Origin of the sequence: Streptomyces bambusae, from assembly GCF_020532645.1 — a bacterium.
GTDB lineage: Bacteria > Actinomycetota > Actinomycetes > Streptomycetales > Streptomycetaceae > Streptomyces > Streptomyces bambusae.
Window position 1 is genome coordinate 1 of record NZ_JAJAUZ010000107.1, and the last position, 14152, is coordinate 14152.

At 74.5% G+C, this 14152-nt stretch carries 11 protein-coding genes; 7 read left to right on the forward strand and 4 right to left on the reverse strand.

What is annotated here, in order from left to right; translation table 11 throughout:
• Positions 1-140: 140 nt before the first annotated feature.
• Complete coding sequence (gene disA, locus LG634_RS36615) at positions 141-1265, reverse strand: DNA integrity scanning diadenylate cyclase DisA (RefSeq protein WP_226740752.1); 1125 nt, start codon at positions 1263-1265, stop codon at positions 141-143.
• A gap of 112 nt (positions 1266-1377) precedes the next feature.
• A complete protein-coding gene (radA, locus tag LG634_RS36620) occupies positions 1378-2820 on the reverse strand; it encodes a DNA repair protein RadA (RefSeq protein WP_226740754.1) in 1443 nt (480 codons plus the stop codon).
• A gap of 203 nt (positions 2821-3023) precedes the next feature.
• Here radA and LG634_RS36625 point away from each other — a divergent pair, with 203 nt between their 5' ends.
• On the forward strand, positions 3024-4718 hold the full coding sequence (locus LG634_RS36625) for an RNA polymerase sigma factor (protein ID WP_226740756.1): 1695 nt from the start codon (positions 3024-3026) through the stop codon (positions 4716-4718).
• 329 nt (positions 4719-5047) lie between these two features.
• Here the strand turns inward: LG634_RS36625 and LG634_RS36630 are convergent, their stop codons facing one another.
• Complete coding sequence (locus LG634_RS36630; RefSeq protein WP_372482561.1) at positions 5048-5797, reverse strand: DUF3109 family protein; 750 nt, start codon at positions 5795-5797, stop codon at positions 5048-5050.
• Positions 5798-5984: 187 nt separating this feature from the next.
• On the opposite strand from LG634_RS36630, the gene LG634_RS36635 reads away from it, so the two are divergent.
• The 4 genes from LG634_RS36635 (at position 5985) to ilvD (ending at position 10559) form a co-directional block, all read left to right on the forward strand.
• Positions 5985-6911: a Ppx/GppA family phosphatase gene (locus LG634_RS36635; RefSeq protein WP_226740759.1), complete on the forward strand. Its 927-nt coding sequence runs from the start codon at positions 5985-5987 to the stop codon at positions 6909-6911.
• A gap of 135 nt (positions 6912-7046) precedes the next feature.
• On the forward strand, positions 7047-7877 hold the full coding sequence (locus LG634_RS36645; protein ID WP_226740761.1) for a sugar phosphate isomerase/epimerase family protein: 831 nt from the start codon (positions 7047-7049) through the stop codon (positions 7875-7877).
• Positions 7874-8515, forward strand: a complete 642-nt coding sequence (locus tag LG634_RS36650) for a TetR/AcrR family transcriptional regulator (RefSeq protein ID WP_226740762.1) — start codon at positions 7874-7876, stop codon at positions 8513-8515. Before LG634_RS36645 ends, LG634_RS36650 begins: the two co-directional genes overlap by 4 nt.
• Positions 8516-8708: 193 nt before the next feature.
• Entirely contained in the window at positions 8709-10559 is a 1851-nt protein-coding gene (gene ilvD, locus LG634_RS36655) for a dihydroxy-acid dehydratase (protein WP_226740763.1), read from the forward strand.
• 168 nt (positions 10560-10727) lie between these two features.
• On the opposite strand, the gene LG634_RS36660 is transcribed toward ilvD, so the two are convergent.
• A complete protein-coding gene (locus LG634_RS36660; protein ID WP_226740765.1) occupies positions 10728-12890 on the reverse strand; it encodes a serine/threonine-protein kinase in 2163 nt (720 codons plus the stop codon).
• Positions 12891-13008: 118 nt separating this feature from the next.
• Here LG634_RS36660 and LG634_RS36665 point away from each other — a divergent pair, with 118 nt between their 5' ends.
• A complete protein-coding gene (locus LG634_RS36665) occupies positions 13009-13275 on the forward strand; it encodes a peptidase (protein ID WP_226740766.1) in 267 nt (88 codons plus the stop codon).
• Between the two features lie 33 nt (positions 13276-13308).
• Complete coding sequence (locus LG634_RS36670) at positions 13309-13797, forward strand: MFS transporter (protein ID WP_226740767.1); 489 nt, start codon at positions 13309-13311, stop codon at positions 13795-13797.
• Positions 13798-14152: the final 355 nt, after the last annotated feature.

The window sequence follows — 14152 nt, forward strand, 5'->3', positions numbered from 1 at the left end:
CCCCCCCCGGGGGGGGGGGGTTTGGGGCGGGGGGGGGGGGGGCGCCCCCCCGGGGCGCTGCCCCGGACCCCGCGCCTTAAACGCCGGCGAGGCCGGGGTGTGCCGGCGGGACGGCGGACCGGACCGGACCCCGCGAGGGGTCAGACGTAGCGTTCCAGGATGGAGGATTCCGCCAGGCGGGAGAGACCCTCGCGGACGGAGCGGGCCCGCGCCTCCCCGACCCCGTCGACGGTCTGCAGATCGTCCACGCTCGCAGCAAGCAGCTTCTGCAGCCCCCCGAAGTGCTCCACGAGCCGCTCGATGATCGCCCCCGGCAGCCTCGGCACCTTCGCCAGCAGCCGGTAACCCCGCGGCGACACCGCCGAGTCCAGCGTCTCGGGCGAGCCCGTGTACCCCAGCGCCCGCGCCACGATCGGCAGTTCGAGCAGCTCCGCGTGCGTCAGCGCGTCCAGCTCCGACAGCGCCTCGTCCACCGTGCGGGACCGCTTCGCCGTCGGCTCCGGCACGTAGTCCCGGATGACCAGCTCGCGCTCCTGCTCGATGCCGACCGTCAGCTCGTCCAGCTGCAGCGACAGCAGCCGCCCGTCCGTGCCGAGCTCCACCACGTACTCGGCGATCTCGGTGGCGATCCGGCGCACCATCTCCAGTCGCTGTGCGACCGCCGTGACGTCCCGGACCGTCACCAGGTCCTCGATCTCCAGCGCCGACAGCGTGCCCGCGACCTCGTCCAGCCGCAGCTTGTACCGCTCCAGCGTGGCCAGCGCCTGGTTCGCGCGCGACAGGATCGCGCCCGACTCCTCCAGGACCCGCCGCTCCCCGTCCACGTACAGCGCGATCAGCCGCATCGACTGGGAGACGGACACCACCGGGAAGCCGCACTGCTTGGACACCCGGTCCGCGGTGCGGTGCCGGGTGCCGGTCTCCTCGGTCGGGATCGACGCGTCCGGCACCAGCTGCACACCGGCCCGAAGGATCTTGGTGATGTCCTTGTCGAGGATCAGCGCCCCGTCGAGCTTGCACAGCTCCCGCAGCCGGGTCGCGGTGAACTCCACGTCCAGCACGAAACCGCCCGTGCACATGGACTCGACGGCCTTGTCCATGCCCAGGACGATCAAGCCGCCGGTGTTGCCGCGGACGATCCGCTCCAGGCCGTCACGCAGGGCCTGACCAGGGGCGACGGCGCTCAAGGAGGCCCGCATCAGGGCCTCGTGCTTGGAACTCGCGCCGGACTTCCCGGATGCTGCTGCCCCGTCCTTGGCTGCCACTGCACTCCTCCGGTCGCGGGTTGCGCCACCCGGCGCCGGGGGCACCAGGGCGTGCGTACGGGCGGGCGGACCAGCACAAAGTCTACCGGCGCCCGCTGTGCCCCCGTGGTGGCTACCGGTGTCCGGCCTCTGCAGATCCGTCCGCCGAGCCCTCCGCGGAAGCATTCCTTCCGCGGGCCGGCCTGCGAGGGAGCACCCGCAGGGCCTCTCCCATGTCCGCCACCTCGATCACCCGCATCCCCGCCGGGACCTTGCCCGGATCGCCCGGTACGAGTGCATGTGTGAAGCCCAGCCGGTGCGCCTCGGCCAGCCGCCGCTGGACCCCCGTCACCCGCCGCACCTCGCCGGCCAGCCCCACCTCGCCGATCGCGACGAGGTTCTTCGGCAGCGGGGTGTCGCTGGCCGCCGACGCCAGCGCCAGCGCGATCGCCAGGTCCGCGGCCGGCTCCGACAGCTTCACCCCGCCGACCGTCGCGCTGTAGATGTCCCGCTTGCCGAGCGCGCTGATCCGCCCGCGCTGCTCCAGCACCGCCAGCATCATGGACACCCGCGAGGTCTCCAGCCCGGACGTGGTGCGCCGCGGCGACGGGATCTGCGAGTCCACCGTCAGCGCCTGCACCTCCGCCACCAGCGGCCGGCGGCCCTCCAGCGTCACCGTCAGGCAGGTGCCGGGCACCGGCTCGGCCCGCCGGGTCAGGAACAGCCCGCTCGGGTCCGCGAGCCCCGTGATCCCCTCGTCGTGCAGCTCGAAGCAGCCCACCTCGTCGGTCGCGCCGTACCGGTTCTTCACGCCGCGGACCAGCCGCAGCCGGGCGTGCCGGTCGCCCTCGAAGTGCAGCACCACGTCCACCAGGTGCTCCAGCAGCCGCGGGCCGGCGATCGCGCCGTCCTTCGTCACGTGCCCCACCAGCAGCGTGGACATGCCGCGCTCCTTGGACGCCCGGATCAGTGCGCCGGCCACCTCGCGGACCTGCGCCATGCCGCCGGGGGCGCCGTCGATCTCCGGGGAGGCGACGGTCTGCACCGAGTCGAGGACCAGCAGCGACGGCTTCACTTCGTCCAGGTGCCCGAGCACGACGGACAGGTCGGTTTCGGCGGCCAGGTAGAGGTGGTCGTCGAGGGCGCCGATCCGGTCGGCGCGCAGCCGGACCTGGCTCGCGGACTCCTCGCCCGTCACGTACAGCGTCCGGTGCTGCTCGCTCGCCGCCTTCGCCGCGACGTCCAGCAGCAGCGTGGACTTGCCGACGCCGGGCTCGCCGGCGAGCAGCACCACGGCCCCCGGCACCAGACCGCCGCCGAGCACCCGGTCCAGCTCGTCCACACCTGTGGACCGCGCCGTCGCCTGCCGGCCGTCGACCTGCGCGATCGGCAGCGCCGCCGAGGACACCCGGCCCGCCGCCGTGGTCCGCACGGCCACCACGCCCTGCTCTTCGACCGTCCCCCAGGCCTGGCACTCGGGGCAGCGGCCGAGCCACTTGGCCGTGGTCCAGCCGCACTCGGTGCAGCGGTAGGACGGCCGGTCCTTGGCGGATGAACGGGATGTACGGGCAGCCATGCCGGACACGGTAGCGGGCGGCACCGACAGCGCCGCGGGGGAGCGGGCGCCCGTTGCCGGACCCCAACGGATCGGGCCTGGTCAGGCCAGGTCCACGGGCGGTCAACGAGCACGGTCCGGCTTTGTGCGATCTGTTCACCCGTAAGGATTAAATGTGCTCAAGGCTTCCGGGGCGTCGCTTGCCCGGCCCCTACGGTCACGGAGTGACAAGCAGCAGCCAGGGCCAGCCCGCACCGCGCACCGGCGCACACCGGGCGCACGGGCGTGCGCCCCGCGGCGCGGACCAGGTGCCGCCCGCCCGCCACGAGCCGTACCTGGACGGCCTCTTCACCTACTGCCTGTCGGTCCTGTGCGACCACGACGCGGCCACCGACGTCCTTGCCGACGTCCTGGCCGTGGCGGAACGCCAGGCCGGACGCAGCCCCCAGGACCCCTCCGGCCACCGCGCCTGGCTCTACGCCCTGGCCCGCTGGTCCTGCCTCCGCCACCTCGCCGCCCGCCGCCGCCCGGGGGCGCACACCACCCGGCGCGCGCCGGAGCACGCCCGGGTGCACACGGCGGACGCGGCCTCGGGCAGTGCGCCGGAGGGGGGTCTCCCGGACGTGGACGCGATCCGCAGGGACGAGCTGGCCCGGCTGGCCTGGCCCGAGGCGGCGGGCACCACGCCCGAGCAGCGGGAGGCGCTGGAGCTCGCCGTGCGCCACCACCTCGCCGTCAGCGAGGTCGCCGCCGTGCTGGGCACGGCACCCGCCGCCGCCCGGGAGCTCCTCGCCGCCGCGGCCTGCGAGGTCGAACGCACCCGCGCCGCCCTCGCCGTCGTCGAAACCGGCACCTGCCCGCAGGTCTCCCGGCTCACCGGCGACAGCCGGGTCCTCCTCTCCGCCGCCCTGCGCGCCGAGCTCGTACGCCACGTCGACGACTGCCCGCGCTGCCGCCGGGCCGCCGAACGCGTCGGCCTCGGCAGCCCCTGGCCCGGCTCCGGCGGCATCGGCGCCGTCACCCTGCCGCTGGTCACGGCCCCGCGGTCGGCCGTCCACCTGGCCCGGGTCCGGGTCCCCAAGGCCCGCAGCGGCGGCCCCCGCTTCGACCGCACCGGCTTCCCCGTCGACCCCCGGGACCGGGCGGCCCGCCGGGAGAGGCTGCGCGCCCGGGCCGTCACCACCACCGTCGTCGCCACCGTCGTCGCCGCGCCCGTCCTCGCCCTCTGGGCCGCCTACCGCGGCGGCCCCGCGACGGGCGAGGGCGCACCCGGAGCGATCCGTGTCTCCGCGAGCGACGAAGACCGCCAGACGCGGGCGGCCGGCGGCCCGTACGAGGCGTACGAGAACGCGGGCAACGCGCGCAGCGGGAGCAACGGCCGGTTCGTGGCCGGCGGCCGCCACCGCGACGTGCACGTCGAGGTCATCAGCACCGGGGCGCCGGCCGAACCGGCACCGCCGGGCGCCGAGGTGCCCGGGCGACTGACCGTAGGGGCGGTGTCCGAGGGCGGGACCACCGTCGTCACCCTCACGGTGACCGGCGGGTCGCCGGTGGCGTGGCAGCTGTGGTCCGACGCGCCGTGGCTGTGGGCGAGCCGGAGCTCGGGGGTGCTGGAGCCTGGCGAAACGTTCATCGTACGGATCACCGTCGACCCCCGCGGGGAGCCGGCCGGCTACTGGACCGCCCGCATCGGCATCGACCCCGCCGGCGCGGTCATCTCCGTCGAAGGCCGCGGCAAAACCCCTCCGGACCCGCCCGGCCCCACCCTCCCGACCCCCACACCCACCCCGACCCCGTCACCCACCGCATCCCCCACCCCGACGCCCACCCCCACCCCGACCCCCGACCCCACGTCCTCCCCCTCCGACCCCCCACCCCCAACCCCCACCCCAACGGACCCCACCCAGCCCCCCGAATAACCCGCAGCCGAAGCCCGGGCAGGGGGCCACGTTCCCGTCCGCAGCCGAAGTCCGGGCGAGAGGGCCGACTCCAGCCCGTCCGGCGTTTGAGGACCGGGGTCCGGGGCGGAGCCCCGAAATCGAGCCCCGCCGGCGATCGAGGCGCGGGGGTCCGGGGGCGGATCCCCTGCAGCGGAACCCCGCCCAGCCGGCCGCCCCGGCCGGGGCCGACTCCAGCCCGTCCGGCGTTTGAGGACCGGGGTCCGGGGCGGAGCCCCGAAAGCAAGCCCCGCCGGCGATCGAGGCGAAGGACGCAACGGCGCCCGGCCCCGTTACGGCGCCCGGGCCCCTTACGGCGCCGGGTCCGCCGGATGCGGCGCCATGGGAAGCAGCGAAGACAGCCGCTGCTCACACAGCTCGACCAGCTTCCCGTACCCCGCCGCCCCCATCAGCTCGACCAGCTCCGCCCGGTACGACACGTACACCGGCTCCCCCGCCCCGTGCGCAGACGTGGCCGACGTGCACCACCAGTGCAGGTCGTGCCCACCCGGCCCCCACCCCCGCCGGTCGTACTCCCCGATCGACACCTGCAGCACCCGCGTGTCATCCGGCCGCTCGATCCAGTCGTACGTCCGCCGCACCGGCAGCTGCCAGCACACGTCCGGCTTCGTCTCCAGCGGCTCGCGGCCTTCCCGCAGCGCGAGGATGTGCAGCGAACAGCCCGCCCCGCCGGCGAAACCGGGACGGTTCTGGAAGATGCACGAGCCCTCCCAGCGCCGCGTCTGCCGCTCCCCGTCCTCGTCCTTCTGCACCCAGCCCGTCGCCGAACCCACGTCGTGGAACTGCCACAGCTCCGGCGTCAGCCGCGCCACGTGCTCCGCGACCCGCTTCTCGTCGTCCTCGTCGGAGAAGTGCGCGCCCAGCGTGCAGCACCCGTCGTCGGCCCGGCCCGCCCGGATGCCCTGGCAGCCGCTGCCGAAGATGCAGGTCCAGCGGGAGGTCAGCCACGTCAGATCGCAGCGGAAGACCTGCTCGTCGTCCGCCGGATCGGGGAACTCCACCCACGCCCGCGGGAAATCGATGCCCACCTCGTCGCTCACGGCCCGCTTCTTCCCGGCCTTGCCGGCGGCGGCCTTCCCGGGCTCCGCGCCCGCACCGGACCGCTTGCCCTGCTTGGCCTGCTTGGCCTTCTTCGTGTTCGGCACAACCCAAGCCTAAGCGGGCCGAACCCCTCCGTTACCGCCGCCGAGGCAGGCGTTTCCGGAAAGGCGCAGTAGCGTTCCGTACATGAGACTCGGTGTCCTTGACGTGGGTTCGAACACGATCCATCTGCTGGCCGTGGACGCGCACCCCGGTGCCCGCCCGCTGCCCGCGCACTCCCACAAGGCGGAACTGCGCCTGGCCGAACTGCTCGACGCCAACGGCGCCATCGGCCCCGAAGGCGTCGACAGGCTCGTCGGCGTGATCGCCGGCGCGGTCCAGGCGGCCGAGGACAAGGGCTGCGAGGAAGTGCTGCCGTTCGCGACCTCCGCGGTCCGCGAGGCCACCAACGCGGACGAGGTCCTGGAGCGCGTGCGCAAGGAGACCGGCATCGAGCTCCAGGTCCTCAGCGGGGCGGAGGAGGCCCGGCTCACGTTCCTCGCCGTACGCCGCTGGTTCGGCTGGTCCGCCGGCCGGCTGCTCGTCCTCGACATCGGCGGCGGCTCCCTCGAAGTCGCCTTCGGCATCGACGAGGAGCCCGACGCGGCGGTCTCGCTGCCGCTGGGGGCCGGCCGGCTCACGGCGGGCTGGCTGCCCGGCGACCCGGCGGACGCGGACGACGTACGGGCGCTGCGCCGGCACGCGCGGGCGCAGATCGCGCGGACGGTCGGGGAATTCAGCCGCTTCGGGGCGCCGGACCACGTGGTGGCCACGTCCAAGACGTTCAAGCAGCTCGCCCGGATCGCCGGGGCGGCGCGCTCCGCCGAGGGGCTGTACGTGCAGCGGGAGCTGAGCCGGAAGGCGCTGGAGGAATGGGTGCCGAGGCTGGCGGCGATGACGGCCGCGGAGCGGGCCGCACTGCCGGGCGTCTCCGAGGGCCGCGCCGGGCAGCTCCTCGCGGGTGCGCTGGTCGCCGAGGCCGCCATGGACCTCTTCGGGGTCGACGACCTGGAGATCTGCCCCTGGGCCCTCCGCGAGGGCATCATCCTCCGCCGCCTCGACCACCTGGCGTAGGGGGCCCGGCTCCGCCCCGCCCGCTCCGCGCCCCGGCCGCCCGCGCCCCGGCAGCCGGGGGCCCTGCCCGGGGGCCCTGCCCGGGGCGGAGCCCCGAAAAGCGGCTCCGGGAGGGGCGACCCGTACGCTGTCCCCGTGGCAGAACCAGCGGCTCGCGGAAACACAAAGATCGCCCTCTCCACGGCCTCGGTGTACCCGGAGTCGACGGCGACGGCCTTCGAGATCGCCGCACGCCTCGGATACGACGGCGTCGAGGTCATGGTCTGGACCGACCCCGTCAGCCAGGACATCGAAGCCCTGCGCCGCCTGTCGGACTACCACCGCATCCCGATCCTCGCCGTCCACGCCCCCTGCCTCCTGATCACCCAGCGCGTCTGGTCCACCGACCCCTGGACCAAGCTGGAGCGCGCCCGCTCCGCCGCCGAACGCCTCGGCGCGTCCACGGTCGTCGTGCACCCGCCGTTCCGCTGGCAGCGGCAGTACGCGCGCGAGTTCGTGCAGGGCATCTGGCGGATGGCCGACGAGACGGACGTACGGTTCGCCGTCGAGAACATGTACCCCTGGCGCTACCGCGACCGCGAGATGCTCGCGTACGCCCCCGAATGGGACGTCACCAAGGACGACTACCGCCACTACACGGTCGACCTCTCGCACACCGCGACCGCCCGCACCGACGCCACCGCCATGATCGACCGGATGGGCGACCGGCTCGCCCACGTCCACCTCGCCGACGGCAACGGCTCCGCCAAGGACGAGCACCTGGTGCCCGGCCGCGGCACCCAGCCGTGCGCCGAACTGCTGCACCGGCTCGCCCTCGGCGGCTTCGACGGGCACGTCGTCATCGAGGTCAACACCCGCCGTGCGATGTCCGCGGCCGAGCGCGAGGCCGACCTCGCCGAAGCGCTCGCCTTCACCCGCGAACACCTCGCCGCCGCCCACCGCACCCCGCGGATCACCCACCCGTGACCCCCGCCGACCAGGACCGGACCCCGCCCCGCCGCGGCCGGGGCCGCCCTTCCCGCGCCGAGGCCGAGAGCGCGCCCGGCGGCCTCCAGGAGCGGATCCGGCTCGCCGCCCGCGAGGAGTTCGCCGCCCGCGGCTACGACAAGACGTCCGTACGCGGCATCGCGAAGGCGGCCGGCGTGGACCCGGCGCTCGTGCACCACTACTTCGGCACGAAGGAAGAGGTCTTCGAGGCCGCCGTCGAGATGAGCATCGAACCGGCGCTCCTCGTCCCCGCCCTCCTCGGCCAGGGGCCCGACGGCGTCGGCGAACGCCTGGCCCGCTACTTCCTCGGCGTCTGGGAGAACCCCGCCACCCGGGCCCCGCTGCTCGCCGTCGTCCGCTCCGCCGTCACCCACGAGGCCGCCGCGAAGGTCCTGCGCCGGCTGGTCCTGCGGCGGCTGCTGGAACGGGTGGCGGCCGAGCTGGACGTCCCGGACCCGACGTTCCGCGCGGAGCTGGCCGCCTCGCACATGATCGGCATCGCGTTCCTCCGTTACGTCGTCCAGGTCGAGCCGCTCGCCTCGGCCCCGCCGGACACGATCGTGGCGATGGTCGCCCCCACCCTCCAGCGCTACCTCACCGACCCGGCCCCCTCCTGACCGGGCCGGCGCTCCCGGTCGAATCCCCGCCCCGCCCACCGTCACGGCCGGAGCGGACCCGGGACCCGGGCGCATCCGGGGGGTGACCGCGGAGTGATCCCCCGGTCCCGGCATGCGGACACGCTGTCCAGATCTTGGAGTGCAGGCGTAGGCTCGTAACCGTCAGATCCGTGTCTTCTGGGGAGTGAACCCGATGCCCGAGCTCCGGTCCCGCACCGTCACCCACGGCCGCAACATGGCGGGCGCGCGCGCCCTGATGCGCGCCTCGGGCGTAGCGAGCGAGGACATCGGGAAGCCGATCATCGCCGTCGCCAACTCCTTCACCGAGTTCGTCCCCGGCCACACCCACCTCGCCCCCGTCGGCCGCATCGTCTCCGACGCCATCCGCGCCGCCGGCGCCATCCCGCGCGAGTTCAACACGATCGCCGTCGACGACGGCATCGCGATGGGCCACGCCGGCATGCTGTACTCCCTGCCCTCCCGCGACCTCATCGCGGACAGCGTCGAGTACATGGTCGAGGCGCACTGCGCCGACGCCCTGATCTGCATCTCCAACTGCGACAAGATCACCCCCGGCATGCTCATGGCCGCCATGCGCCTGAACATCCCGGTCGTCTTCGTCTCCGGCGGCCCCATGGAGGCCGGCCAGGCCACCCTCGTCGACGGCACCGTCCGCAAGCTGGACCTCGTCAACGCGATCGTCGACGCCGTCAACGAGAACATCTCCGACGAGGACATCCTCCGGATCGAGGAGAACGCCTGCCCGACCTGCGGCTCGTGTTCCGGCATGTTCACCGCCAACTCGATGAACTGCCTCGCCGAGGCCATCGGCCTGGCCCTGCCCGGCAACGGCTCGGTCCTCGCCACCCACACCGCCCGCCGCGCCCTGTACGAGAACGCCGGCCGCACGGTCGTCGAGATCACCAAGCGGTACTACGAGGACGGCGACGAGTCCGTCCTGCCGCGGAACATCGCCAGCCGCCAGGCCTTCGAGAACGCCATGGCCCTCGACATCGCCATGGGCGGCTCCACCAACACGATCCTGCACCTGCTGGCCGCCGCGCAGGAGGCGGGCCTCGACTACGACCTCAAGGACATCGACGAGGTCTCCCGCCGCGTGCCGTGCCTGGCCAAGGTCGCGCCGAACGTCGCGCCGGGCGGTACGTACTACATGGAGGACGTGCACCGGGCCGGCGGGATCCCCGCGATCCTCGGCGAGCTGCACCGCGGCGGGCTGCTGAACAAGGACGTCACCTCCGTCCACTCCGACAACCTCGACGACTGGCTCGCCACCTGGGACGTCCGCTCCGGCAGCACGTCCGCCGAGGCGGTCGAGCTGTGGCACGCGGCGCCCGGCTGCAAGCGGTCCGCCACGGCGTTCTCGCAGTCCGAGCGGTGGGACACCCTCGACCTCGACGCCGAGGGCGGCTGCATCCGGTCCGTCGAGCACGCGTACTCCAAGGACGGCGGCCTCGCGGTGCTCCGCGGCAACCTCGCCGAGGACGGCTGCGTCGTGAAGACGGCCGGCGTCGACGAGTCGATCTGGACCTTCGAGGGGCCGGCCGTCGTCTGCGAGTCGCAGGACGAGGCGGTCGAGAAGATCCTGTCCAAGCAGATCCAGCCGGGCGACGTCGTCGTCATCCGGTACGAGGGCCCCAAGGGCGGGCCGGGCATGCAGGAGATGCTCTACCCGACGTCCTTCCTGAAGGGGCGGGGCCTGGGCAAGAGCTGCGCTCTCGTGACGGACGGGCGCTTCTCCGGCGGTACGTCGGGCCTGTCCATCGGCCACGCCTCGCCCGAGGCGGCGTCCGGCGGCGCGATCGCGCTCGTCGAGGACGGCGACCGGATCCGCATCGACATCCCGAACCGCTCGATCGAGCTCCTGGTCCCGGAGGAGACCCTGTCCGCCCGCCGGGCCGCGCTCGGCGGCGTCTACGCCCCCAAGTCCCGCGTCCGCACCGTCTCCGCGGCCCTCCGCGCCTACGCCGCCATGGCCACCAGCGCCGACAAGGGCGCCGTCCGCGACGTCTCCAAGCTCGGCTGACCCCCGGGGCTCCGCCCTGGACGCTGCCCGCGGGCTGGATGCGGCAAGTCCAGCCCCCCCGGCGATTGAGGCGCGGGGGTCCGGGGGGCGGAGCCCCCGCTCTTCGGCAGCCCCCGCCCGGCGACCACGGCGGAGCCCGGTTCGGGCAGGGGCGGGCAGGCGAAAGCGCTACCAGCCCGCCGGATCGCCGGAAACGGCCGAGACCACCCCGTCCGGCGCCCCGGAGACGACGACACCCCCCGCCCCCACCACCGGCCACGGAACGTTCGGCGCCAGATCCACACCCCCACCGCCCCGCCCGGACGTCGCCCCCAGCACCCGCCCGCCCGCCGCGGACAGCGCCAGCACCCGCCCGTCCGCCGCCGCCAGATACACCCGCTCACCCACCGGCACGGGCCGCGACACCCGCGACACCAACGTCTCCACCCGCCACCGCTCCCCGGCCGCCCCCACCGCCGTCACCCCACCCGCGAACCCCGCGAGGTACACGGTCCCGTCCGCACCCACCCCGGCCTGCGCCTGGTCCACCGGCGTCCGCAGCGGCACCACCCGCACGGCCCGCGTCGTGAGATCCACCCGCACCACCGCATCCGTCAGCTGGTACCGGTCACTGCGCAGCAGGAACACCGCACCCGCCGCCGCCCCGGCCGGCGCCAGCTCCCCCCGGGCCCGCACCCGCCACCGCACCTCACCGCTCCCCGCGTCGGCAGCCGCCACCGACGTCGACCCGCCGTCCCCGGCCGGCGTCACCACGAAGAGCAGACCCGTCGGCCCGGCCATCAGCACCGAGCCGACCCCGCCCAGCCGCTCCGACCACACCCGCTCCCCGCTCGCCGCGGACCGCGCCGTGACCTTCCCGCCCGGCTCGCCGACCAGCACGGTCTCCCCGCCGGCCCCGGCGTACAGCACCGTCGCCGACTCCGGCAGCGGCCGCGACCACCGCACCGCACCCGTCGCCGGATCCCGCGCGTCCAGCCGCCGTCCGTCCGCGGCCACCGTGTGCACGAGACCACCCGCGAGCACCGGCGCCCGGTCGGCCCCCACCCGGCGCCCGCCGTCCGCCGCCGGCACCGACCAGCGCACCGACCCGTCGACCGCGGACAGCCGTACGGCCGCCAGCCCGGGCCCCGCGCAGTACACCGCGTCCGCCCCGCCCGCCGCACACACCGGCATCCCGCCGCCCCGCACCAGCGGCACCGACCACGGCGCGGGCCGCTGCCCGGCCGTCACCTGCCGCCCGTCCCGGTCCGCCGCGGGCCCGTCCGTACCACCGCCCACGACCACGTACGCCGCCACCGCCGCACCGGCCGCGAGCAGCCCGCCCCCGACGAGAACGGCCCGCCCCACCCCGCGCGGCTTCCGCCGCCCGGCCTGCGCACCGGCCCCGCCCTCGACCCGTTCCCGCCGGTGCGTCACGACCTCCGGCGCCGCACTCGCTGCCGCACCCGCCGCACCCAGCGGTGCCCGCGGCGCCGGTATGAACGCCCGGGTGTCCTCCGACGTCGGATACGCCGCCGACCGCAGCTCCGCCAGCAGCGCGTCCGTCGTCGGCCGGTCCGCCGGGTCCTTCGCCAGACAGCGCGCGATCAGCGGCACCAGCTCCGCCGGCACCCCCGACAGGTCCGGCTCGTGGTGCACCACCTGGTACGCGACCAGGTACGGGCTGTCCGAGTCGAACGGCCCCCGCCCGGTCGCCGCGTGCACGAGCACCGAACCCATCGCGAACACGTCCGCCTCCGGCCCCACCTCCCGCGGCCGCTGGAACTGCTCCGGCGCCATGTACGGCGGGGTCCCGATCAGCTTCCCGGTCTCGGTCCGCAGATCGCTGTCGTACGGGCGGGAAATGCCGAAGTCGATCACCTTCGGCCCGTCCGCGGCCATCAGCACATTGCTCGGCTTCAGATCCCGGTGCACCACACCGGCCCGGTGGATGTCCCGCAGCGCCTCCGCGAGCCCCGCCCCCAGCCGGCTCAGCCCGGCTGCGTCCAGCGGCTTCCGCTTCACCTGCTCGGCGAGCGTCGGGCCCTCGACGTACAGGGTCGCCATCCACGGCCGCGCGGAATCCGGGTCCGCATCGACGACGGCCGCCGTGAACGCGCCGGACACCCGCCGCGCCGCCGCCACCTCCTGCCGGAATCGCGCCCTGAACTCGGGATCCGCCGCGAATTCCGCATGCACGACCTTGACCGCCAGCCGCAATCCGGAAGCGGAACTGGCCAGGTGGACGACGCCCATGCCACCGGATCCCAGCACGGACTCCAGCCGGTACTGCCCGGCGAATTCCGGTTGGACCCGCTCCGGTGAATGCGGTGAATCTGCTGGGCGCGGCATGCCCACCCCCCGTGTGCCTGTTACGCCGACGCGCCCGAGGAGCCTAGACCAGCCTTGCTAACCTGCGCGAGTGACGCACCGTGAAGCGTTGGGGGAGAACAAAGGGGAGGGGCGGCACATGGCCACCGAAGCAATAGGAACCCGTTATCCGGTCGCGCCGGGCGTCCGCGTGAACGTCCGCAGCGGACCCGGCACCGGCTACTCGATCGTGAAGGTCCTGCCGTACGACGCGTACGTGCCGATCTACTGCCAGTGCCCCGGCACCACGGTCACCGGCCCGTACGGCACGACCAACCTCTGGGACAACATAGGCAACGGCCAGTACGTCTCCGACGCGTACGTGCACACGGGCCGTGACGGGTACGTGGCACCGCGCTGCTCCTGACCGGTCCGGGGCCGGCGGGGGATAATCGCTGATGTGAGCGACGAACCGAACCTCCCGGCCGGCCCGCAGCCGGAGCCGATCCGCTATTTCGGCACGACGTGGCTGAACCACGACGGCCACTACGGCCTGCGCCGCGCGGCCGTCGCCGCCGGCTCCCTCATCACGGCCGTGGCTGCAGCCCTCGTACTGCGCTTCGCGTACGAGGGCCTCGAGCTGGGCAACGTGGGCGGATTCGTGTCGTTCACGGTCGTCGCCATGTTCGCGGTCTGCAGCGCCATCGCCTTCGTCAAGACGTGGGAGAGCTACACGCGCCGTCGCCCGCCGTCCTCGGACGAGGCGTCCCTCAAGGGCCTGAAGGCGATCGGTTTCATCGGCTCCCTCATCGCCTACTTCCTGCGCACCCTGTACGAGGCTCCCGGCGAGAAACTCCACCGCGCGGAGTACGAGCAGTCCCTCGCCGCCTACACCCGCCGCCGGGCCACCCGCTCCGGCAACCCCTCCACCCGCAAACCCAAGCCCTGACCCGGCCCCGGGGCCTGCGCCCGCCACCCACCCCGCCACCCACGGCCCCCTGACCGGCGCTCCGCCCCCCACTCCACCTCCCAGCCCCGCGGACTTCCTCGGCCCGGCCTTTGCCGTCCGCCGCCCCCTCCAGCCCCGCCGACTTCCTCGGCCCGGCCGCCCCACCCCCGAGCCCCGCCGACACCCTCGGTCCGGCCTCCGCCCTCCGCTCCACCTCCCAGCCCCGCCGACGCCCTCGGCACGAGGTCCGGGCGCCGCCGCCGCACCTTCCAGCCCGTCCGGCGTTTGAGGACCGGGGTCTGGGGCGGAGCCCCCGTTCGGGAAGGGGCGGGTAGGGGAACAGCCCCGCAGGGTC